Source organism: Meinhardsimonia xiamenensis (genome assembly GCF_900102905.1).
GTDB classification, from domain to species: domain Bacteria; phylum Pseudomonadota; class Alphaproteobacteria; order Rhodobacterales; family Rhodobacteraceae; genus Meinhardsimonia; species Meinhardsimonia xiamenensis.
Genome location: NZ_FNFV01000002.1, coordinates 149,226 through 169,225, shown reverse-complemented (window position 1 = coordinate 169,225; position 20,000 = coordinate 149,226). Strand labels below are relative to the sequence as shown.

Below are 20,000 nucleotides of genomic sequence, written 5' to 3'. Positions count from 1 at the left end.
AGGATGATGAGGAAGGGGCGCGAAGCGCCGTCTGCCGGAACGATGTGACAAACGGGTGACAGCCCGGCAACGAGGCACTAAATGGTGGCGCGAGCCGAATCCACCTGGAGCGCATGGCCCATGGCAGAGCTGCCTCCCGCCCATCCTTTCGACCATGACAAGCTGAAGGAGGAGTGCGGCGTTTTCGGCGTCATCGGCGTGGCCGATGCGGCGAGCTTCGTGGCGCTCGGGCTGCATGCGCTGCAGCATCGCGGACAGGAGGCGGCCGGCATCATCACCTGGGATGCCGAGCGCGGTTTCAGCTCGGCGCATCGCTTCGGCTATGTGCGCGACAATTTCACCCGCGCCGACGTGATCGCGAGCCTGCCCGGACAGATCGGCATCGGCCATGTGCGCTACTCCACCTCCGGCTCCAAGGGGCACACGCAGATCCGCGATGTGCAGCCCTTCTTCGGCGAGTTCTCCATGGGCGGGGCGGCGATCGCGCATAACGGCAACATCACCAATGCCGCCGCCCTGCGCCGGGAGCTGATCGAGCGCGGCTCGATCTTCCAGTCTTCCTCGGACAGCGAGTGCATCATCCATCTGATGGCGCGCTCCCTGCAGCGCACGATTCCCGAGCGGATGAAGGACGCGCTGCGCCGGGTGGAAGGCGCGTTTTCGGTCGTGGCCATGACGCGCACCAAGCTCATCGGGGTGCGCGACCCGCTTGGCGTGCGGCCGCTGGTGCTGGGGCGCATCGGCGAGGGCTGGGCGCTGGCCTCGGAGACCTGCGCGCTCGACATCATCGGCGCAGGCTTCGTGCGCGAGATCGAGCCGGGGGAGATGGTGGTGATCTCCGAAGGGGAGGGCGTGCAGAGCTTCCGCCCCTTCGAGCCGGCGCGGCCGCGCTTCTGCATCTTCGAGCATGTCTATTTCTCGCGGCCCGATTCCATTCTCGGCGGGCGGTCGGTGTATGAGACCCGCCGCCAGATCGGCGTGGAGCTGGCGCGCGAGGCGCCGGTGGAGGCCGATCTCGTCTGCCCGGTGCCCGATTCGGGCACGCCCGCCGCGATCGGTTATGCCCATGAGAGCGGCATTCCCTATGGCATGGGGATCATCCGCAACCAGTACATGGGACGGACCTTCATCGAGCCCACCGAGCAGATCCGCAACATGGGTGTGCGGCTCAAGCTCAACGTCAACCGCGCGCTGGTGAAGGACAAGCGCGTGGTGCTCGTCGATGACTCGGTGGTGCGCGGCACGACGAGCCGGAAGATCAAGGAGATGATCCTGGATGCCGGCGCGGCGGAGGTGCATTTCCGCATTGCCTCGCCGCCCACGGCCTGGCCCTGCTTCTACGGGGTGGACACGCCCGAGCGCGAGAAGCTGCTTGCCGCCTCGATGAGCGAGGAGGAGATGTGCCGATACCTGGGAGTGGACTCCTTGCGCTTCATCTCGCTCGACGGGCTCTACCGTGCGGTGGGCGAGGCGGAGGGGCGCAACAACGCCTGCCCCCAATATTGCGATGCCTGCTTCTCGGGTGACTACCCGGTGGCGCCCTCGGACATGATCGAGAAGGGGTTCCGGCTGAAGACGGCGGCGGAATGACGGCGCCGCCCAAATCCCCGATCCGCTTTCGCCCGCATCATTTTATCTGCGCGCTCGGCTATCGCGGGAAGGGCTATTCGCGCGCCTTCACCGAGAACATGGATGCGCTTGTTGTGCGGCGACTGCGCGCAGCCGGCGGGGAGGCCGAGGTAATCGAGGTGGTGGGCCTGGCCGATGACATCTGCGCCCCCTGCCCCCGCCGCCGGGGGCGGCTTTGCGAGGTACAGCCCGCGATCGCGCGGCTCGACGATGCCCATGCGCGCGCGCTCCGGCTTCAGGTGGGCGACCGGCTGACATGGGGCGAGGCGCTGGAGCGCATCCGCGCGAATGTACCGCCGGGCGGGCTCAAGGCGCTCTGTGCGGGGTGCCAGTGGCTTGAGCTGGGTCTTTGCGAGGCTGCCTTGCGGGCGTTGCACGAGCAGGCCGGCGCCTGAACTCAGAAAGAAGAACGCCGCCCGGCGTGGTGCCGGACGGCGCTTGGATGTTTCGGCTCGGTCGGGCTCAGCCGGCCCGACGGCGGGCAAGCGCCGTGAGCGCGCCGCTGGCGATCAGCGCCGCCAGCACCGCCTTGACCGTGTCACCGATCAGGAAGGGTTTCACGAAGTGGACCCAGTAGAAATCGGTGAAGCTCCTGCCGATCCAGCCCGCCTCGATGCCGAACGCCTTGGCGATGGCCATCGGCCAGGCAAGGCCGGGAATGTAGAGCGCGGCCGAGATCGCGATGCCGGCAAGCGCCAGCGCCAGCGGCCGGCGCGCCAGGCCGCGCTCGGAGGCAAGGCCGGCGAGCCACGCCATCGGCACGAAGCCAACGAGAAAGCCTGCGGTCGGCCCGAAAAAGGCCGCGCCATTGGCGCCACCGGCGAACACGGGAAGGCCCGTCGCCCCTTCGGCCAGGTAGGCAAGAAGCGTTGCCGCGCCGAGCCGCGAGCCGTAGGTGAACCCCACGAGCAGAACCGCCAGCGTCTGCAGAGTCATCGGCACAGGATAGAAGGGCACGGTGATCTGCGCCGCCAGCGCAATGAAGGCTGAACCCGCGATTACCATCAGAGCCTTCTGCGCCAACGTGCGGTTCGCGGCGAGCGTTACAGTGCCGGTATTCTGGACCATGTCGGTTGCCTCCTGTCACAACAGTTGGCGGATTGGTGGGCGGGGCGTGGTCAAAAGTCAAGCATCACGCCCTTGCACCCGCCGCAAAAGGGTGGGAATTGGCGGGCATGAAGACGGCCACCCAGATAGCCCTCGTCACCGGCGCGAGCCGGGGCCTTGGCTTCGCGCTTGCCGAGGCGCTGGCGCGAAGCCATCACGTCATTGCCGTGGCCCGCACCGTGGGCGGGCTCGAGGAGCTTGATGACCGCATCAAGGCCGCGGGCGGCACGGCGACGCTGGCGCCGATGGACATCACCGAGGCGCAGGCCATGGCGCATCTGTGCCGGTCGATCCACGAGCGTTGGGGCGGGGTGACACTCTGGGTGCACACGGCCATTCACGCGCCGGCGCTCTCTCCCGCCGATCACATCGACGAGCGCGACTGGCAGAAGGCGATGGCGGTGAATGCCGATGCCACGCGCCGGCTCATCGCTTACGTCGCGCCGCTTCTGCGCGCGGGCGGACCCGCGGCGCGGGCGCTCTTCTTCGACGACCCGCGCGTGGGGCAGAAGTTCTTCGGCGCCTACGCCGCGTCCAAGGCGGCGCAGATGGCTCTTGCCCGCGCCTGGGCGGCCGAGACCGCCCGCATCGGGCCGAGGGTCGAGATACTCGAGCCGCGCCCGATGCGCACCGCCACGCGCGGGCGCTTCTTTCCCGGCGAGGAGCGCGAACGCCTCGCCGCGCCGCGTGACGAGGCAGAGAGGCTTCTGGCCCTCCTCGGCTGATCGGGGATCGTCCGCTTGCCCGCGGGGCGTCACTCGCCTATTGGAAAGTGGGTTCGCGGGCAGGTGTGGGCATGCGCATTCTTCTGACCAATGACGACGGCATCAATGCCGAGGGGCTGAAGGTGCTCGAGGCGATCGCCGCCGAAATCGCCGGCCCCGAGGGCGAGGTGTGGGTGGTGGCGCCGGCCTTCGAGCAGTCCGGTGTCGCCCATGCCACGAGCCATGCCCATCCCACCATGATTGCTGAACTCGGGCCGCGCCGCTGGGCCGCGGAAGGCTCGCCGGCCGATTGCGTGCTGGCCGGCATCCACGACATCATGGACGCCCCGCCTGATCTCGTGCTCTCGGGTGTCAACCGCGGCAACAACTCCGCCGAAAACGCCGCCTATTCGGGCACGCTCGGCGCCGCAATGGAAGCGGCGCTGCAGGGCATCAGGGGAATCGCGCTCTCGCAGTATCTGGGCCCGCGCAACCTGTCGCTTGCCAACCGCTTCGAGGCGGCGGCGGTGCATGGGCCGCGGGTGGTGCGCCGGCTGCTCGAGGAAGGCATCTGGGATGATGCGCCCTACCGGCTATTCTACAACGTGAACTTCCCGCCGCTGCCGGCGGCGGAGGTGAAGGGCATCCGCGTTGCCGCGCAGGGAATGCGGCGGCTCGGCGCGCATCAGGTGGAGCCGGTGGTCTCGCCCAACGGGCGGCGCTATCTGTGGATGAAAGGCTCGAGCCAGCAGGTGGAGACAGGCCCCGGCACCGATGCCACGGCCAATGTGAGGGGCTACATTTCGGTCACGCCGATGCGCGCGGACTTCACCGACCACGAGGTGCTCGCCCGGCTGAAGGAGCGGCTGGAGTGAGGCGCGCCCGCGTGCGCGTGCATGGCCAGAGGGAGGGCTGCGCGAGGTGACCTCTGAAGCCGAGCGCAAGATGCGGTTTCTCTTCGCGCTGCGCTCCAAGGGGGTGAGCGACAGCCGCGTGTTGAGCGCCATGGAAAGGATCGACCGCGGCCTGTTCGTGAAGGGGATCTTCGCCGCCCGCGCCTACGAGGACATGCCGCTGCCGATCGCCTGCGGACAGACCATCTCGCAGCCCTCGATCGTGGGGCGGATGACCCAGGCGCTCGATGTGCAACCTCGCCACAAGGTGCTCGAGGTGGGAACGGGCTCGGGCTACCAGGCGGCGGTGCTGAGCCTCCTGGCGCGCCGCGTCTACACGGTGGATCGCCACCGCAGACTGGTACGCGAGGCGAACGAGCTGTTCAGCCGGCTGGGGCTTGCAAACATCACCGCGATCACCGCCGATGGCAGCTTCGGCCTGCCCGAGCAGGCGCCCTTCGATCGCATCATCGTCACGGCCGCCGCCGAAGACCCGCCGGGGCCGCTCTTGGCGCAATTGCGCCCAGGGGGTATCATGGTATTGCCGGTCGGCCAGTCGGACACCGTCCAGACGCTGATCAAGGCCACGCGCACCGAGGACGGCATCGAATACGAGGAACTGGGGCCGGTGCGCTTTGTGCCGCTCGTCGAAGGTTTGGGACAGGAATGATGACAGAGGCCCGCAGACCGACGGGTCCGCAGCGAGGAAGAGCAATGCCTGAATTTTCCGGAACGTCTTCGCGGCTCGCCGCCGCGCTGATTGCCACCGCCGCGCTTGCCGGATGCAGCGGCCTCGATCTCGACCTGCGCGACGTGGCCGGCCAGCCGCTCGACACCAGCGCGGCGGTGGAGCAGGCAAGCGCCCCGCGCCCCGCGCCCGATGCGCGCGGGGTGATCAGCTACCCGCAGTTTGACGTCGCCATCGCCCGGCGCGGCGACACGGTGGCAAGCCTGGCGGCCCGGATCGGCGTGGACGCCCGCGCGCTTGCCGAGAACAACGGGCTCACCCCGGAGGCGAGCCTGCGGGCGGGCGAGGTTCTGGTCCTGCCTGCCTCGGCGCGGCGCGGCGGCTCGGCCTCCGCCGGTGGCGTGGACATCACCACGCTGGCCGGCAACGCCATCGAACGCGCCGAGAGCGCCCAGGCCAGCGCCGCGGCGACCCCGGTGCAGGAGGGCCCCGCGCCGGTCCGCCACAAGGTGGTGCGGGGCGATACGGCCTATTCCATCGCGCGGCTCTATGGCGTGTCGGTGCGCGCGCTTGCGGAGTGGAACGGGCTTGATGCCGACATGACGGTGCGCGAGGGGCAGATTCTGCTGATCCCGGTTCCCGCCGAGGACGTGGCTGCGGCGAAGCCAGAGCCCGCCGAAGCCAGACCCACCGCCCCCGGCGAGGGCAGCCCCACGCCGCTTCCGCCTTCGGCGGCCAAACCGCTGCCCGAAGACGACACCAAGGTGACGAAAGAGACCGCAACGCCGAAGCCCGCGGCGATGGCCGAGGAGCGCACCGAAACCTCCACCTCGCGGCTGGTGATGCCGGTGCAGGGATCGATCATCCGCCCCTACAAGAAGGGCGTGAACGAGGGCATCGACATCGCCGCCGCGCCCGGCACGCCGGTGAAGGCGGCGGGCTCCGGCGTCGTCGCCGCGATCACCCGCGACACCGATCAGGTGCCGATCCTCGTGATCCGGCATTCGGGCAATCTGCTGACCGTCTATGCCAACATCGACGACATCACCGTGAAGAAGGGTGACAGCGTCAACCGCGGGCAGGTGATCGCCAAGGTGCGGGCGGGTGATCCCTCCTTCCTGCATTTCGAGGTGCGCGAGGGCTTCGACAGTGTCGACCCGGTGGAGTATCTGAACTGACTCTGCACGCACCAGGGTAAGGTCAAACCTCGCGCGTGATCCCCCGCCTTCTCGCCCGGCCGTCAGGCCGGGCAGCGCCCGCCCCGCCCCCTTGGGCGGGCGCTTCCAGCACCCGCCCCCGGGCCGGGCGCCGCCCTTCGCTTTCGAGGTCGCTGCGCCCATGCCTTGCGCTCTCACCCCTCCCGCGCCGCCTTCAGCCCCGCCTCGGCGAACTGCGGCACGAAAGCCCCCATCTTGAGCCCCCGCTCTGGGTTCGAGGCGTTGCCGTCGAGCGCGCGCTTCTTCACCCCCTGCAGGATCGCGCCCATGCGGAAGAAGGCGAAGGCGAGCGCAAAATTGAAATCCGGAATCTCCGCAAGCCCCATGCGGCGGGCATAGGCCGCAACGAACTCCTCGTCCGAGGGGATGCCGAGCGCGGCGCGGTCCACGCCTGCAAGCCCCCTGCCCTCCTCGCCCGGAGGCATGCGCCACTGCATGACCGTGGCGGCGAGATCGGCGAAGGGGTGACCGATGGTCGACAGCTCCCAGTCGAGCACCGCCACGCAGACGGGCGCATCGGGCGCGTAGAGAAGGTTGTCGAGCCGGAAGTCGCCATGCACGAGCGTCCGCCGGCCGTCATCGGCGGGCAGGTTGGCCTCGAGCCATGCAATGAGTGTATCCATCGCCGGGATCGTCTCGGTCTCGGTGGCGCGATACTGCTTGGTCCAGCGCGCGATCTGGCGGGCGAAGTAGTTCCCCTCCGGGCCGAAGTCGGACAGGCCGGTGGCGGCAAGGTCCACCGAATGGATCGCCGCCAGCACCCGGTTCATCTCGTCGAAGACGCCCGCGCGCTCCTCGCGGGAAAGGCCGGGCAGGCGCGGATCGACGAAGTTGCGCCCCGGCACATGCTCCATGATGTAGAAGGCCGACCCGATCACGCTCTCGTCCTCGCAGAGCGCATATACCTTGGGCACCGGCACCGCGCTGCCCTCGAGCGCCCTTTGCACGCGAAACTCCCGGTCCACCGCATGGGCGGATTTCAGGAGCTTGCCCGGCGGCTTGCGGCGCAAGACGAAGCTGCCGGAGGGTGTATCTAGCCGGAAGGTGGGGTTCGACTGGCCGGTGGCGAACTTTGTCGCGGTCGCCGGGCCGCGGAACCCGGGCACATGGGCCTCGGCCCAGCGGGCAACGGCGTCAACGTCGAGAAGGGCGGTGTCGGTCATGGCTCAACTGTAAGTCAGAAGACGCGCGGCGTTCGCGGCGTCGATGTGCGGGGTTTCGTTGAAGCCGGTCAGATAGAGCCCCGAGCGCGTGACAAGAAGCCGGCTGACGGCGGCGTTCTTCATCTGCAGCTGCAGGCGGATCATCTGCTCGGCCGGAGCGTCAAGGGCAGCGCGCAGCATCTGCGCGATCGCTCCGCCCGAGGAGACGGCAAGCACGCTGCCGCCCGCTGACGCCATGGCCTCTCGTGCGGCTTCGACGCGCGCGCAGAAACTCTCCCAGCTTTCGGGCGGATCGGCGATCTCGCCCGCCTGCCAGGCCAGAACCGCCTCGCGCAGGGCGCGGAAATGACTCCGCCGATCCACCCACAGACCATCGGGTTCCGGCCGGTCGCGAAAGAAGGCGCCCAGAAGCCCGTGAAAGTCGAACTCGTTGAGCCCTTCATGGACCACCGGCGCAACATCGAGCCCCAGCCCCTCGAACGTCTCCCGATGCCGCCTCTGGCCGCCAATGAAAACGGCCCCGGGCGCCACCCCCTGCCGCCTCAGCGCCTGCCCGAGCGCGCGCGCCTGCTCATGGCCAAGCGCCGAGAGCCGGTCATAATCGCCCGCGCCGAAGCTTGCCTGGGCGTGGCGGATGAGGATGATCTCGCTCGCCATTCAGACCTTCTCGTTGGTGTATTTCCTGAGCTCCGCGCGGGCCACCTGCCGGCGGTGCACGGCATCGGGCCCGTCGGCAAAGCGCAGGGTGCGCAGATGCGTCCACATCTGCGCGAGCGGGAAATCCTGGCTGATGCCGGAGCCGCCGTGCATCTGCATCGCCTCATCGACCACCTTCAGCGCCATCAAGGGGGCGACAACCTTGATCTGCGAGATCCAGGGCTGAGCCTCCTTCACCCCGACATTGTCCATCATCCAGGCGGCCTTGAGGCACAGGAGCCGGGCCATCTCGATTTCCATGCGGGCATTGGCGATGATGTCGTGATTGGCGCCGAGGTCCGCCAGCCGCTTGCCGAAGGCCTTGCGGGTGAGCGCGCGCCGGCACATCAGCTCGAGCGCGCGTTCCGCCTGCCCGATGGCGCGCATGCAGTGGTGGATGCGCCCCGGCCCGAGCCGCCCCTGCGCCACCTCGAAGCCCCGCCCGACCCCGAGCACCACCGCATCGTCGGGCACGCGCACGTCCGTGAAACGGATATGCATGTGCCCGTGCGGCGCGTCGTCATGGCCGAAGACCTGCATCGGGCGCAAGACCTCGATGCCGGGCGTGTCGGCGGGGATGAGAAACATGGTGTGGCGGGCGTGCTTCTCCGCCGCCGGGTCGGTCATCGCCATGGTGATGTAGAGCGTGCAGCGCGGATCGCCCGCCCCGGAGATCCAGTGCTTCTCGCCATTCAGCACCCAAGTGTCGCCCTCCTTCACCGCGCGCATGGAAATCTGCGTGGCGTCGGAAGAGGCGACATCGGGCTCGGTCATGAGGTAGGCCGAGCGCGTGCGCCCCTCGAGCAGGTCGGGCAGCCAGCGCGCCTTCTGCTCCGGCGTGCCGTAGCGCTCCAGCACCTCCATGTTGCCGGTGTCGGGCGCGGAGCAGTTGAAGATTTCGGCCGCCAGCGGCACCTTGCCCATCTCCTCGGCCAGATAGGCGTATTCGACGGTGGTCAGCCCCGGCCCCTTGTCACTGTCGGTCAGCCAGAAGTTCCACAGCCCCCGCGCCTTGGCCTTCGACTTCAGCTCGTCGAGGATCTCCAGCTGGCGGTCGGTGAGCTGGAAACGGTCGCCGGACGGGTGCTTGCCCACCTCGGCGAAGTATTCCTCGCTCGCGGGCGCGATCTCGTTCTCGATCATCGCGCGCACCTCTTCAACGAGCTTCGCCACGCGCTCCGTCATGCCAAGGTTCATCTCACGCTCCTTTTCCCGTGTGTCTCGGCCGAGGGCATGCGTCCGCCCGGGTGGGCGCGAATGCGCCCGCCAAGGGTGAGGGCGGGCGCATGCCCGGAACGCTGCGCGCTCCGGGCGGCATCAGCCCTGGCCACCATTCACCAGATACCACCGCTGCAGCCAGCGCGCGGCCAGCGCCGGTCGCTCGGCGCCTTCGATCTCCACCGTCACATCCCATGCAAGCGTGACCTCGCCGGGGCGGCGCTCCTCGAGCCCGGCGAGCACGAACCGCCCCCGCACCCGTGCGCCCGCCGGCACCGGCGCAACGAAGCGCAACCGGTCGAAGCCATAGTTGACGCTCATGCGCGCGCCGGCAAGCGGCGGCTCGGCATCATAGGCCATGGCCGACAGGAGCGAGAGGGTCAGAAACCCATGCGCCACCGTACCGCCGAACGGGGTCTTACGGGCGCGCTCGGGGTCGGTGTGGATGAACTGGTCGTCTTCCGTGAGCGCGGCGAAGGCGTCGATCATCGGCTGGTCGATGGTGAACCAGCGCGAAACCCCGAGCTCCTCGCCCAGGCGCGCGGCCATCTCGGCCGGGGTGAGGGCGCGGGCGGTCATGGCGCCTCATCGCGCCGGAGGGCAGCGCCCGGCCCGAGGGTGGGCGCTGAAAGCGCCCGCCCTGTGGGGCGGGTCGGGCGCTGCCCGGGCCGTTGGCCCGGGCGGGGCCATGATGTCAGCGCATCAGCCAACACCTGCCCTCTCACCCCGCATCCGGCAGCTTGTGGTGCGCGAACTGCTCGCGCAGCGTGAGCTTTGAGACCTTCCCCGTGGCCGTGAGCGGCAGCGCCTCGACAAACACCACGTCGTCGGGAAGCTGCCACTTGGCGAAGTGCTGGCCGAGAAGCGCGATCAGCTCGCCCGGCTCGGGCTTCGCGCCCTCCTTCGGCACCACGACGAGAAGCGGCCGCTCGCCCCATTTCGGATGCGGCACGGCGATCACCGCGCAGTTGGCCACGCCGGGATAGCTCATCACCACATTCTCCAGATCGAGCGACGAGATCCACTCGCCCCCCGACTTGATCAGATCCTTCGCCCGGTCGCGGATCTCCAGATAGCCCGCCGGGTCGATCGAGGCGATGTCGCCGGTGGCGAACCAGCCCTCCTTGTCAAAGGCCTTGGCGCTCGCTTCGGGGTTTTCGTAATAGCCAGAGATGATCGCGGGGCCGCGCACGTAAAGCTCGCCCGTGGCCTTGCCGTCATGGGGCAGGCGGTTGCCCTGATCGTCGACGATCTTCAGCTCCACCCCGAAGATGCGCCGCCCCTGCTTCGACTTGAGCCGCAGCTTCTCCTCAAGCGGTGCGTCCTTCATCGCGAGCGGCAGGTTGCCCTGCGTGCCCACGGGGCTCATCTCGGTCATGCCCCACGCGTGGCAGACATTCACGCCCAGCTCCTCGAAGGCCGCGATCATCGAGCGCGGCGCGGCCGAGCCGCCGATCACCACATCGCCGAAGCCCTCCGGCACCCGGCCCTGCTCGCGGATCTCGGCCAGAAGCCCGAGCCAGACGGTGGGCACGCCCCAGGCGGAGAACACCTTCTCGCGGTCCATGAGCGCAAACAGCGACTTGCCGTCGAGCGCGGGGCCGGGAAAGACGAGCGAGGCGCCGGTGAGCGGCGCGGCGTAAGGCAGCCCCCAGGCGTTGACATGAAAGAGCGGCACCACGGGCAGGATGCGCCGGCCCTCGCGCAAGGCTTCCGGCAGGCCGAGCCCCACCATCATTGCATGCAGGACGGTGGAGCGGTGCGAGTAGAGCGCGCCCTTGGGCACGCCAGTGGTGCCGGAGGTGTAGCACAGCCCCGCGGCGGTGTTCTCGTCGAACTCGGGCCAGTCGATCGCCTCGGGCTGGCCGGCGAGAAGCTCCTCATAGACCATGGCACCGGGGAGCGTGGTCTCGGGCATATGCGCCCGGTCGGTCATCACCACATAGCGCAGGCTCTCGGGCAGGTGCTCCATGAGCTTCTCGACGAGCGGCACGAAGGTGGTATCGAGAAACAGGATCGAGTCCTTCGCGTGATTGACGATGTAGCTCATCTGTTCGGGCGGAAGGCGCGGGTTGATGGTGTGGCAGACCGCGCCGATGCCCGAGATCGCGTAGTAGAGCTCGAAATGGCGGTGGGTGTTCCAGGCGAGCGTCGCCACCCGGTCGCCTTGCCTGACGCCGAGCTCGCGCAGCGCATGGGCAAGCTGCGCCACGCGTCGGTGGGTCTCGGCATAGGTGGTGCGGTGGATGTCCCCCTCGGTGCGGACCGAGACGATCTCGCCTTCGGGCGTCACCTCGGCGGCATAGGTCAGAATGTCCGCAATGCGCAGCGGACGGTCCATCATCAGGCCCTTCATGCGCTCCTCCCTGCCTGAACTGGCCGGGGCGACTAAAGCAGAGCGGAGCGCGGCCGAAAAGGGGCGTGTTTCATTGAGACTCCGCTCAACCCGGCCGTCAGGCCGGGCAGCGCCCGCCGCGCCCCCATGGGCGGGCGCCGCCCTTCGCGCAAGTCAGAACGCGATGGCCCAATCGGCGTTCCTCAGCTACCCGCGCCCGCGATCACCGCCCTTATCTCCTCGACCTTGCGCGCCACAAGGGCCGCGTCGCCCAGCGCCTCGACATTCAGCCTCAGCACCGGCTCGGTGTTGGAGGCGCGCAGGTTGAAGCGCCAGTTGGAGAAGCTCATCGACAGCCCGTCGAGCCGGTCGGTCTCCTCTGCCTCGGCCCCGAACTGCGCCTCGACCGCGGCCATGGCGGCGGCGGGGTCGGCAAGGCGGAAGTTGATCTCGCCCGAAGAGGGGTGACGCGCGCGCATCTCGGCCACGAGATCGGAGAGCGGCCGGCCGGTCTCGGCCATAACCGCGAGCACCTGAAGCCAGGGGATCATGCCGCTGTCGCAATACATGAAGTCGCGGAAGTAGTGATGGGCCGACATCTCGCCGCCATAGACGGCGTCGACCTCGCGCATCTTCGCCTTGATGAGCGCATGACCCGTGCGCGAGACGACCGCCTCGCCGCCGGCCTCGGCGACGACGCGTTGCGTGTTCCACATGACGCGCGGATCATGGACGATGCGCGCGCCCGGATGGCGGGCGAGCATCGCCCGGGCGAGAAGGCCGACGATGTATTCGCCATCGATGAAGCCGCCGGTCTCGTCGAAGAGGAAGCAGCGGTCGAAGTCGCCGTCCCAGGCGATTCCGATGTCGGCGCCGGTGGCGCGCACGGCGGCGGCGGTGGCATCGCGCTTCTCGGGCAGGAGCGGGTTGGGAATGCCGTTTGGAAAACTGGGGTCGGGGGCGGCCTGGATCGTCTCGATCTCGAGCTGCGCGCCAGCCGCGGCGAGCGCCTCGGCAAGGGCGGCGAAGGTCGGGCCGGCCGCGCCGTTGCCGGGGTTGGCGAGAAGGCGGAAGCCTTTCAGACGGGCAGGCTCGATGAAGCTCAGCACGCGCGCGACATAGGCCGGGCGCGGGTCGACGCGGCGGCGGGTGCCCGCCGCTGGCGGCGGCGGCGCGGGGCGGGCGAGAAGCTCCGCCGTGCGCGCCTCGATCTCGGCCAGCCCGCTTTCGCGGCTCACCGGCCGGGCGCCTTCGCGCACCATCTTGATGCCGTTATCCTCGATGGGATTGTGCGAGCCCGTCACCATCAGCCCGCCATCGGCGCCGAGATGATCGGTGGCGAAATAGACCTCCTCGGTGCCGCACAGGCCAAGCTCGAGCACCTCCGATCCGGCGGCCATCGCGCCCTCGGCCAGCGCATGGGCAAGCGCGGGGCTCGAGGCGCGCGCGTCATGGCCTAGCACAACGCGGCGCGCGCCCAGGATCTCGGAGAAAGCCTGCCCCACGGCGCGGGCGAGCGGCGCGTCGAGATCGCGCCCGACGCGGCCGCGGATGTCGTAGCTCTTGAAGGCGGGGAGAGGCGCGTTCACGGTTTCAGAAGGCCTTGAAGGTCAGCGTCGTCAGCGAGCGCTCGATCCCGTCGATGTCGAGCACCTTTTCGTTGATGAAATGGCCGATGTCCTGGCCCTCGGGGATGTAGAGCTTGAGCAGCAGATCCCATTCGCCCGAGGTCGAGTAGAGCTCGGAGTGAAGCTCGCGCAGCGCGATTTCCTCGGCAACCTTGTAGGTGGTGCCGGGCCGGCAGCGCAGTTGCACGAAGACGGGTGAGGACATGGCGCGCACACTCCCTGATCGAGGCTGAAGCGGGCTCAAATTGGCCCGGCGCGCGGCAAAGCGCAACCGCCCCGGCGCCGTCAGCCGTGGAAGGGGGGCGCTGCCCCCCGCGCTGTCGCGCTCCCCCCGGGGTATTTCCACCCAGGGTGAGAAGGAAGGATCAGCAAGCTTCGGCGTCGCGCTCGACGGCGGGGTAGCGCAGGGCAAGGGTCAGGCCGCGAGCCGCGAAGGAGAGCAGGAGCGCAAGCCACAGACCGTGGTTTTCGAGCGGCGGCAGCAGCAGCGCGACGGCGAGGGCATAGACGGCGGCGGAGACTGCCATCATGTTGCGCATGTCGGCCGCGCGCGTGGCGCCGATGAAGATGCCGTCAAGCATCCAGGGGGCGACGCCGAGGAGGGGGGCGAGCACCATCCAGTGAAGATAACGCCGTGCCTCGAGCCGGACTTCGGGAGCGGTCGTCATCAGGTCGATGATCGCCCCGCCGAAGAGAGCGAAAGCCGCGGCCATCAGCAGCGCCGCCCCCAGCCCCCAGCTCGAGGTGACGAGCGCACCGCGCCGCAGGAGCGCGCGGTTGCGCGCCCCGATCGCCTGAGCCACCAGCGCCTCGGCCGCGAAGGCAAAGCCGTCAAGCGCATAGGCCGTGATGTGCAGGAACTGCATCAGCACCTGATTGGCCGCGAGCGTCACATCGCCGAAGCCCGCCCCAAGGAAGAGGAAGGAGACGAAGATCGCCTCGAGAAGGAGCGAGCGGATGAGGATGTCACGGTTGACGGCGCCCATGCGCCGCAGCCGCGCGCGATCGAGCAGGCGCGGCAGCGCGCGGAAGGCAGGGTGGGAAAGACCGTCGCGGCAGAGCCACAGGCCGAGGCCGAGCCCGCCCCATTCGGCGAGGAAGGTAGCAAGCGCCACGCCCTCCACACCCCAGCCGAAGCCGAGCACGAAGAGGATGTCGAGGGCGATGTTGGCAAGATTCATCGCGAGCTGGACGGCGAGCACCGCGCGGGTGCGTTCCTGGGCGATGAGCCAGCCGGTGATACCGTAGATGGCGATGGCGGCGGGCGCGGACCAGACGCGGATGGCCATGTAGTCGCGGGCAAGCCCCTCGACCTCGGCCGAGGCCGGAGAGATCACGAAGGCGCCGGCGAAGAGGGGCCATTGCAGCGCGATGAGGGCTGCGCCCGCGCCAAGCCCGATCATCAGCGCGCGCCCGAGCATCGCCGCGACCTCGGCGCTGTCGCCGGCGCCGCGGGCCTGGCCGGTGAGTCCCACCGTGCCCATGCGCAGGAAGCCGAACACCCAGTAGATGGCGGTGAGGATGATGGCGCCGATCCCCACCGCGCCGATGGGGGCGGCCTCGCCGAGCTGGCCGACAACGCCGGTATCGACCGCGCCGAGGATGGGAACGGTGGCGTTGGAGAGAACGATGGGCAGGGCGATCGCCAGCACCCGCCGGTGGGTGACGGGAGGCGCCGTCGCGGCCGCGGTCATGCGCCCTCGGCCTCGCGCGGCGGCGGCATCAGGAAATGCCCCGTGGCCTGGGCGAAGGGGCGCGCGCGGTTGTCCTGCCAGGCCTCGACATGGACCGAGGCGTAGCGCCGGCCCGAGCGGTTGACGCGGGCGCGGGCGTAAGCGTCACGCGGCAGGCCCGAGCGCAGGTAATCCACCGTGAAGTCGATGGTCTTGGGCAGGCGCGGCAGGTGGCGCGCGTCGATGTCGGCCGGGTCGATGCGGCCTGATTCGATGTCTTCCCAGAGATATGACCAAGACAGCTCGATGATCGCCGTCACCTCCAGAAAGGCCGCCGTGGCGCCGCCGTGCAGGGCGGGCAGCAGCGGGTTGCCGATGAGCTTTTCGTCATAGGCCATGGTGGCGGTGAGCTCGTCGCCACGCCGGTCGAAGCTGATACCGAGAAAGCGGATGTAGGGCACGCCATCGACCAGCGCGCGCAGCGCGGCGTCGCGGCGCTGCTTGACCACCTGCACGGGCTCGGGGCGCGGACGACGGGGCGTCATGGCTCAGCGCTCCACCGTGAAGGCGCCGGTGGCGGCGGCGACGGGGCGGGAGCGGTCCTCGTCGCAGGCGGTGGCGCGCACGAAGGCGACCGAGCGGGTCATGTGGTAGCATTCGGCGCGGGCGGTGATCTTCTGCCCCGGCGTGGCCGGGCGCATGTAGTCGATCCTCAGATCGAGCGTCGCGGTGCCGCCGGGGTTGGAGGGATGCGCCATCACCGCCGCGCCGGCGCAGGTGTCCATCAGCGCCGAGACCGCCCCGCCGTGGATCACGCCCGTCTCGGGATCACCGACAAAGCGCGCGTCCCAGGGCATCTCCACCTCTGCGATTCCGGGGCCGAGGTCGGTCAGGCGCATGCCGAGCGCGCGGCTGTGCGGCAATGCCTGGATGAACTGGTCAGCCCGTTTCAGCTTGTCAGGGTCCATGCCACCGTCCCTCTCGCCGCCCCTCCTGCCCGAGGGCGCTGCCCTTGCCGTCGGCGCTCTTTATTCGCGCTTGCACCGGCGGCGGCAAGTGCTATGTTCCTGTATTGAGAATAATTCGCAATTGCAGGAAGACGCGCCATGACCTCGACTCCCGAATCCGTCGCGGCTTCCGCCGCTGCTGCGGCCGGCTCCGCCGGAGCGGCCCCCTCCTCCGTGATCGCGGGCCTTGGCGCCATGCAGGCGCGGCGGCTGGCCTTCGCGCTTGCCCTCGCCGCGCTGGCAGCGGCACCCGGCGAGCTCGGCGCGCTCACGCGCGGCCTGATGGCGGACGCCTTTTTTCAGGTGAGCGTCTTCGTTGCCGCCACGCTGATGCTCTTCTACGGCGCCGAGCGGCTCTTTCGTTTCAACATTGCCGAGGCGCTGCAAAAGTCGCGCGGGCTGCAGGTGCCGCTGGCAGCGCTGATGGGCGCGACACCGGGCTGCGGCGGCGCGGTGGTGGTGGTGGCCGCCTACACCAGCGGCCATGTCGGCTTTGGCGCCGTTGTCGCCACGCTGACCGCCACCATGGGCGACGCCGCCTTTCTGCTGATCGCCACACGGCCCGACGCCGCCGCCGTGGTGCTGCCGCTGAGCTTTGCGGTCGGCATCATTTCCGGGTGGCTGGTGGACCGCTTCAACCGCATCGAATACCGGACCTTGACGGCCGAGTGCCGGATTGCCCCCCGCATCGGCCGCATCCGGCTGCGCGACATTGCCTATGGCGTTCTCGTCCTGCCCGGCCTCGTGGTTGGCGGGGCGCAGATCGCGCAGATCGAGATCGACAGTCTCTTCGGCATACCCGCCCTCTGGCTCGGCGTGGCCGGGGCGCTGCTTGGCCTCTTCATCCGCGCCGTCTCGCCCGTTCACGCCATGACCAATGACGAGGATCCGCCGCTCACGCGCATGGCGGAGGAGACTTCCTTCATCTCCGTGTGGGTGATCGCGGCCTTTCTTGCCTATGACTACCTCGTCGCCTTTGCCGGGGTCGATCTGCGCGCGGCCTTCGAGGTGATCCTGCCGCTCCTGCCGCTGGTGGCGATCCTTGTAGGCTTCATCCCCGGCTGCGGGCCGCAGGTGCTCGTCGTCACGCTCTACATCAACGGCGTGATCCCCTTTGCCGCGTTGATCGGCAATGCCATCTCCAATGACGGCGACGCACTATTCCCGGCAATCGCGCTGAACCCGCGCGCAGCGGTGGCGGCCACCCTCTATTCCGCCGTGCCGGCGCTTGTCGTGGCCTATGGCTTCTACTTCCTCGCGCCGGGCTTCATGAACTGAGCTGCGGCGTTGAACCCGGGCCGTCGCCGGCCTAACCTTGCTGCATGGGCAAAGGGCCGGAGGCGCAGATGGGCGAGGAGCGTCTGAGCTTCAAGGAGATGTGCGCACGCTTCGAGGTGACGCCGCGCACCCTGCGCTATTACGAATACATCGAGCTTCTCAGCCCCGCGCGCGAGGGCCGGGCACGCTTCTACGGCCCCCGCGAGATTGCGCGCATGACGCTGATCCTGCGCGGCCGGCGCTTCGGCTTCAGCCTCGAGGAAATCCGCCAGTGGCTCGAGCTCTACGAGACGGAAGGCAGCGAGGAGCAGATCCGCGTCTTCGTCACCCATGCCGACCGCCAGCTTCAGGCCCTGCGTGAAGAGGCAAGGCGGCTTGAGGAGACGATCGCCGAGCTCGAGGCGACCCGCGCGGAAGCCGCCGCGCTCTTGCCTGAAGGCGGGGGTGGCGGCGCGCGCGAAAAGTGACGCAACGTTTCATTGACGTAAACGTAAGCCAAGCTTGATCGGCCACTCTCCGGCCGGCATCTAGAGATCAGAGACGGATGCCACCGGAGAGACCATGACCGACGAGCTGATGACCATCGGCGAGATGTGCCGAAGCTTCGGCGTCACCGCCCGCACCTTGCGATTCTATGAGCAGAAGGAGCTTCTGGCGCCCATCCGCGAGGGGCAGAAGCGCCTCTATACTCGGCGCGACCGGGCGCGGCTGAAGCTCATCCTGCAGGGCAAGCGCTTTGGCTTCTCGCTCGAGGAGATCCGCCAGCTTCTGGACCTCTACGACATGGGCGACCAGCAGCGCACCCAGTTCAAGCGCACCTATGAGCTGGCGCTGAAGCGGCTCGCGGCGATGGAAGCCCAGCGCGACGAGCTCAATGCCGCGATCGAGGATCTGCGCGCCCAGCTTGAATGGGGCCGTCAGCAGATCGAGGCGATGGATGCAAAGGCCGCGGCCCGCCGGGCCGGCGAGGAGGAGAGAAACGGTGACGACCTACACCCCCCCCACCCGTGACATGCAATTCGTCCTGCACGATGTGCTGCAGGTCGCGAAATCCGACATTCCCGGTTACGAGGAACTCGAGCCAGACTTCACCGCGGCGGTGCTCGAGGAGGCCGGCAAGCTCGCCGCCGAGGTGCTGCACCCGCTGAACAAGGTCGGCGACGAGGAAGGCTGCCGGCTCGAGAATGGCGTTGTCCGCACCCCCACCGGCTTCAAGGCCGCCTACGACCAGCTTCGCGAGGGCGGCTGGAACGGGCTCGACTGCGACCCCGAATACGGCGGTCAGGGCATGCCCCATCTTCTCGGCACGGCGGTGGGCGAGATGTTCGTCTCCGCCAACATGGCCTTCAACATGTATCAGGGGCTCACCCACGGCGCGGTGAACGCGCTGCACGCCCACGGCTCGGAAGAGCAGAAGGCCACCTATCTGCCGAAGATGATCGACGGCATCTGGACCGGCACGATGAACCTCACCGAGCCGCAGTGCGGCACCGATCTCGGCCTCATCCGCACCCGCGCCGAGCCGGCCGAGGACGGCACCTACAGGATCACCGGCCAGAAGATCTGGATCTCCTCCGGCGAGCATGACCTCAGCGAGAACATCATCCACCTCGTGTTGGCCAAGGCGCCGGGCGGGGGGCCGGGCACCAAGGGCATCTCGCTCTTCATCGTGCCGAAATTCCTCGTCAATCCCGACGGAAGCCTCGGCGAGCGCAACGCCGTCACCTGCGGCGGGCTCGAGGAGAAGATGGGCATTCACGGCAATGCCACCTGCGTGATGAACTACGATGGCGCCACCGGCTATCTGGTGGGCGAGCTGCATCAGGGCCTGCGCTACATGTTCACGATGATGAACGAGGCGCGGCTCGGCGTCGGCCTTCAGGGCTATGCGCAAGGTGTCGTGGCCTATCAGAACGCGCTGGCCTTTGCCCGCGAGCGGCTGCAGGGGCGCGCGGTGACGGGGCCTGCCAACCCCGAGGGCCCCGCCGACCCGATCATCGTGCACCCCGACGTGCGGCGGATGCTGATGCACCAGAAGAGCTTCGTCGAGGGCGCCCGCGCGCTCGCCTTCTGGGGCGCAAGCCTCATCGATGCCTCCCGCCGCAAGGGCGATCAGGAGGCCGAGGAGATGATCTCGCTCCTCATCCCGGTGATCAAGGGCTTCCTCACCGACAAGGGGTTCGAGACCACGGTGCTCGCCCAGCAGACGCTGGGAGGCTCGGGCTACACGAAGGAATGGGGGCTCGAGCAGTTCGTGCGCGACTGCCGCATCACCATGATCTACGAGGGCACCAATGGCATCCAGGCGCTTGACCTCGTGGGGCGCAAGCTCGGCCGCAACGGCGGGCGTGCGGTGCTCGAGTTCTTCGAGATGGTGAAGCGCTTCATCAAGGAGAACGAGGGCAACGAGGCGCTGAAGGAGGGCTTCCTCGACCCGCTCAAGGCCGCCTCGAAGGATCTGCAGGCGGCGGGGATGCATTTCATGCAGGCTGGCATGAAGAACCCCAGCGACGCGCTCGCCGGCGCCTATGACTTCATGCACCTCTTCGGCCATGTCTGCCTGGGGCTGATGTGGGCGCGCATGGCGCGCGCGGCGATGGAGGGGCTCGAGGCCGAGGGTGCGGACCGCGCCTTCCTTCAGGCCAAGATCACCACCGGGCGCTACTACATGGCCCGGCAGCTGCCGGCGACAAAGGCGCATCTGGCGCGCATCCTCGCCGGCGGCGAGACGGTGATGGAGCTCCCCGCGGAGGCGTTCTAGACT

At 68.7% G+C, this 20,000-nt stretch carries 21 protein-coding genes; 10 read left to right on the top strand and 11 right to left on the bottom strand.

The window, feature by feature from the left end; translation table 11 throughout:
* The first annotated feature begins 120 nt into the window (after positions 1-120).
* Both purF and BLQ14_RS04695 read left to right on the top strand, forming a co-directional pair.
* Positions 121-1,590: an amidophosphoribosyltransferase gene (gene purF / locus BLQ14_RS04700; RefSeq protein ID WP_092498772.1), complete on the top strand. Its 1,470-nt coding sequence runs from the start codon at positions 121-123 to the stop codon at positions 1,588-1,590.
* Positions 1,587-2,024 carry a DUF1284 domain-containing protein gene (locus BLQ14_RS04695; protein WP_092498770.1) on the top strand — a complete coding sequence of 146 codons (438 nt, stop codon included), beginning with the start codon at positions 1,587-1,589 and terminating at the stop codon, positions 2,022-2,024. Before purF ends, BLQ14_RS04695 begins: the two co-directional genes overlap by 4 nt.
* 67 nt (positions 2,025-2,091) lie before the next feature.
* On the opposite strand, the gene BLQ14_RS04690 is transcribed toward BLQ14_RS04695, so the two are convergent.
* Positions 2,092-2,697 carry a biotin transporter BioY gene (locus BLQ14_RS04690; protein ID WP_092498768.1) on the bottom strand — a complete coding sequence of 202 codons (606 nt, stop codon included), beginning with the start codon at positions 2,695-2,697 and terminating at the stop codon, positions 2,092-2,094.
* Between the two features lie 107 nt (positions 2,698-2,804).
* On the opposite strand from BLQ14_RS04690, the gene BLQ14_RS04685 reads away from it, so the two are divergent.
* The 4 genes from BLQ14_RS04685 (at position 2,805) to BLQ14_RS04670 (ending at position 6,199) form a co-directional block, all read left to right on the top strand.
* Entirely contained in the window at positions 2,805-3,461 is a 657-nt protein-coding gene (locus BLQ14_RS04685; protein ID WP_092498766.1) for an SDR family NAD(P)-dependent oxidoreductase, read from the top strand.
* A gap of 71 nt (positions 3,462-3,532) precedes the next feature.
* Positions 3,533-4,315, top strand: a complete 783-nt coding sequence (gene surE / locus BLQ14_RS04680) for a 5'/3'-nucleotidase SurE (protein WP_092498764.1) — start codon at positions 3,533-3,535, stop codon at positions 4,313-4,315.
* A gap of 37 nt (positions 4,316-4,352) precedes the next feature.
* Positions 4,353-5,003: a protein-L-isoaspartate(D-aspartate) O-methyltransferase gene (locus tag BLQ14_RS04675; RefSeq protein WP_425412086.1), complete on the top strand. Its 651-nt coding sequence runs from the start codon at positions 4,353-4,355 to the stop codon at positions 5,001-5,003.
* 44 nt (positions 5,004-5,047) lie between these two features.
* Positions 5,048-6,199 carry a LysM peptidoglycan-binding domain-containing protein gene (locus BLQ14_RS04670; RefSeq protein ID WP_092498760.1) on the top strand — a complete coding sequence of 384 codons (1,152 nt, stop codon included), beginning with the start codon at positions 5,048-5,050 and terminating at the stop codon, positions 6,197-6,199.
* A 173-nt stretch (positions 6,200-6,372) separates the two neighbouring features.
* Here BLQ14_RS04670 and BLQ14_RS04665 read toward each other — a convergent pair whose 3' ends face one another.
* From BLQ14_RS04665 to BLQ14_RS04620, 10 genes are all read right to left on the bottom strand, one after another.
* A complete protein-coding gene (locus BLQ14_RS04665) occupies positions 6,373-7,401 on the bottom strand; it encodes a phosphotransferase family protein (protein ID WP_092498758.1) in 1,029 nt (342 codons plus the stop codon).
* Between the two features lie 3 nt (positions 7,402-7,404).
* The gene (locus BLQ14_RS04660) at positions 7,405-8,058 is read right to left on the bottom strand and encodes a histidine phosphatase family protein (RefSeq protein ID WP_092498756.1); all 654 of its coding nucleotides are present in this window, start codon (positions 8,056-8,058) and stop codon (positions 7,405-7,407) included.
* The gene (locus BLQ14_RS04655) at positions 8,059-9,294 is read right to left on the bottom strand and encodes an acyl-CoA dehydrogenase family protein (protein ID WP_092498754.1); all 1,236 of its coding nucleotides are present in this window, start codon (positions 9,292-9,294) and stop codon (positions 8,059-8,061) included. It lies immediately after the preceding gene.
* A 120-nt stretch (positions 9,295-9,414) separates the two neighbouring features.
* Complete coding sequence (locus BLQ14_RS04650) at positions 9,415-9,894, bottom strand: MaoC family dehydratase (protein WP_092498752.1); 480 nt, start codon at positions 9,892-9,894, stop codon at positions 9,415-9,417.
* A 142-nt stretch (positions 9,895-10,036) separates the two neighbouring features.
* Positions 10,037-11,671 carry a long-chain fatty acid--CoA ligase gene (locus BLQ14_RS04645; protein WP_092498750.1) on the bottom strand — a complete coding sequence of 545 codons (1,635 nt, stop codon included), beginning with the start codon at positions 11,669-11,671 and terminating at the stop codon, positions 10,037-10,039.
* 182 nt (positions 11,672-11,853) lie between these two features.
* Positions 11,854-13,239 (bottom strand): phosphohexomutase domain-containing protein, encoded by a 1,386-nt coding sequence (locus BLQ14_RS04640; RefSeq protein ID WP_092498748.1) that lies wholly within the window; start codon positions 13,237-13,239, stop codon positions 11,854-11,856.
* Between the two features lie 4 nt (positions 13,240-13,243).
* On the bottom strand, positions 13,244-13,483 hold the full coding sequence (locus BLQ14_RS04635) for an Lrp/AsnC ligand binding domain-containing protein (RefSeq protein WP_092498746.1): 240 nt from the start codon (positions 13,481-13,483) through the stop codon (positions 13,244-13,246).
* 160 nt (positions 13,484-13,643) lie between these two features.
* Positions 13,644-14,972 carry an MATE family efflux transporter gene (locus tag BLQ14_RS04630; protein ID WP_092498744.1) on the bottom strand — a complete coding sequence of 443 codons (1,329 nt, stop codon included), beginning with the start codon at positions 14,970-14,972 and terminating at the stop codon, positions 13,644-13,646.
* Positions 14,969-15,496 (bottom strand): PaaI family thioesterase, encoded by a 528-nt coding sequence (locus BLQ14_RS04625; RefSeq protein ID WP_092498742.1) that lies wholly within the window; start codon positions 15,494-15,496, stop codon positions 14,969-14,971. The genes BLQ14_RS04630 and BLQ14_RS04625 overlap by 4 nt, the downstream gene beginning before the upstream one ends.
* 3 nt (positions 15,497-15,499) lie before the next feature.
* Positions 15,500-15,919 carry a PaaI family thioesterase gene (locus tag BLQ14_RS04620; protein ID WP_092498740.1) on the bottom strand — a complete coding sequence of 140 codons (420 nt, stop codon included), beginning with the start codon at positions 15,917-15,919 and terminating at the stop codon, positions 15,500-15,502.
* Between the two features lie 138 nt (positions 15,920-16,057).
* Here BLQ14_RS04620 and BLQ14_RS04615 point away from each other — a divergent pair, with 138 nt between their 5' ends.
* From BLQ14_RS04615 to BLQ14_RS04600, 4 genes are all read left to right on the top strand, one after another.
* Positions 16,058-17,236: a putative manganese transporter gene (locus BLQ14_RS04615; protein ID WP_092498738.1), complete on the top strand. Its 1,179-nt coding sequence runs from the start codon at positions 16,058-16,060 to the stop codon at positions 17,234-17,236.
* 68 nt (positions 17,237-17,304) lie between these two features.
* Entirely contained in the window at positions 17,305-17,703 is a 399-nt protein-coding gene (locus tag BLQ14_RS04610) for a MerR family transcriptional regulator (RefSeq protein ID WP_092499438.1), read from the top strand.
* Positions 17,704-17,797: 94 nt separating this feature from the next.
* A complete protein-coding gene (locus BLQ14_RS04605) occupies positions 17,798-18,247 on the top strand; it encodes a MerR family transcriptional regulator (RefSeq protein WP_092498736.1) in 450 nt (149 codons plus the stop codon).
* Positions 18,219-19,997, top strand: a complete 1,779-nt coding sequence (locus BLQ14_RS04600) for an acyl-CoA dehydrogenase C-terminal domain-containing protein (protein ID WP_092498734.1) — start codon at positions 18,219-18,221, stop codon at positions 19,995-19,997. Before BLQ14_RS04605 ends, BLQ14_RS04600 begins: the two co-directional genes overlap by 29 nt.
* The last annotated feature ends 3 nt before the right edge of the window (positions 19,998-20,000 follow it).

Coding starts and splice junctions, on each gene's coding strand:
- purF (WP_092498772.1), top strand. CDS start 121: ATGGCAGAGCTGCCTCCCGCCCATCCTTTCGACCATGACAAGCTGAAG.
- BLQ14_RS04695 (WP_092498770.1), top strand. CDS start 1,587: ATGACGGCGCCGCCCAAATCCCCGATCCGCTTTCGCCCGCATCATTTT.
- BLQ14_RS04690 (WP_092498768.1), bottom strand. CDS start 2,697: ATGGTCCAGAATACCGGCACTGTAACGCTCGCCGCGAACCGCACGTTG.
- BLQ14_RS04685 (WP_092498766.1), top strand. CDS start 2,805: ATGAAGACGGCCACCCAGATAGCCCTCGTCACCGGCGCGAGCCGGGGC.
- surE (WP_092498764.1), top strand. CDS start 3,533: ATGCGCATTCTTCTGACCAATGACGACGGCATCAATGCCGAGGGGCTG.
- BLQ14_RS04670 (WP_092498760.1), top strand. CDS start 5,048: ATGCCTGAATTTTCCGGAACGTCTTCGCGGCTCGCCGCCGCGCTGATT.
- BLQ14_RS04665 (WP_092498758.1), bottom strand. CDS start 7,401: ATGACCGACACCGCCCTTCTCGACGTTGACGCCGTTGCCCGCTGGGCC.
- BLQ14_RS04660 (WP_092498756.1), bottom strand. CDS start 8,058: ATGGCGAGCGAGATCATCCTCATCCGCCACGCCCAGGCAAGCTTCGGC.
- BLQ14_RS04655 (WP_092498754.1), bottom strand. CDS start 9,294: ATGAACCTTGGCATGACGGAGCGCGTGGCGAAGCTCGTTGAAGAGGTG.
- BLQ14_RS04650 (WP_092498752.1), bottom strand. CDS start 9,894: ATGACCGCCCGCGCCCTCACCCCGGCCGAGATGGCCGCGCGCCTGGGC.
- BLQ14_RS04645 (WP_092498750.1), bottom strand. CDS start 11,671: ATGAAGGGCCTGATGATGGACCGTCCGCTGCGCATTGCGGACATTCTG.
- BLQ14_RS04635 (WP_092498746.1), bottom strand. CDS start 13,483: ATGTCCTCACCCGTCTTCGTGCAACTGCGCTGCCGGCCCGGCACCACC.
- BLQ14_RS04630 (WP_092498744.1), bottom strand. CDS start 14,972: ATGACCGCGGCCGCGACGGCGCCTCCCGTCACCCACCGGCGGGTGCTG.
- BLQ14_RS04625 (WP_092498742.1), bottom strand. CDS start 15,496: ATGACGCCCCGTCGTCCGCGCCCCGAGCCCGTGCAGGTGGTCAAGCAG.
- BLQ14_RS04620 (WP_092498740.1), bottom strand. CDS start 15,919: ATGGACCCTGACAAGCTGAAACGGGCTGACCAGTTCATCCAGGCATTG.
- BLQ14_RS04615 (WP_092498738.1), top strand. CDS start 16,058: ATGACCTCGACTCCCGAATCCGTCGCGGCTTCCGCCGCTGCTGCGGCC.
- BLQ14_RS04610 (WP_092499438.1), top strand. CDS start 17,305: ATGGGCGAGGAGCGTCTGAGCTTCAAGGAGATGTGCGCACGCTTCGAG.
- BLQ14_RS04605 (WP_092498736.1), top strand. CDS start 17,798: ATGACCGACGAGCTGATGACCATCGGCGAGATGTGCCGAAGCTTCGGC.